The organism is Pararhodobacter sp. CCB-MM2 (assembly GCF_001691415.1).
GTDB lineage: Bacteria > Pseudomonadota > Alphaproteobacteria > Rhodobacterales > Rhodobacteraceae > Pararhodobacter.
Genome location: NZ_LRRR01000121.1, coordinates 1 through 389 on the forward strand (window position 1 = coordinate 1; position 389 = coordinate 389).

A 389-nucleotide genomic window follows, 5' to 3' on the forward strand; every position below is an offset into this window, starting at 1 on the left:
GCGCCCAGCAGCGCTCGATGATGACCTTCCTGAACACCTACCGCAAGGTCGGCGGAGCCTTCGAGATCGACGACGAGGGCATCCGCTTCTGGCACCCGGGCGGCGCGCTCAACGCGATCGCGCTGGAGACGGACGTGCACCCCGGCTTCCAGACCGACTGGCAGCAGCCGCTGGTGGTGGCCCTGACGCAGGCCGCGGGCCTGTCGATCGTCCACGAGACGGTGTACGAGTCGCGGCTCGGCTTCACCTCCGCGCTCAACCAGATGGGCGCGCACATCCAGCTCTACCGCGAGTGCCTGGGCGGCTCGGACTGCCGCTTCGGCCAGCGCAACTTCCTGCACTCGGCGGTCGTCTCCGGACCGACGAAGCTCCAGGGCGCCGACCTGGTC

At 69.7% G+C, this 389-nt stretch carries 1 pseudogene; it reads left to right on the forward strand.

The features are described 5' to 3' along the window. Positions 1-17: 17 nt before the first annotated feature. Positions 18-389: pseudogene (locus BCY78_RS24440) on the forward strand (UDP-N-acetylglucosamine 1-carboxyvinyltransferase); the annotation flags it as partial.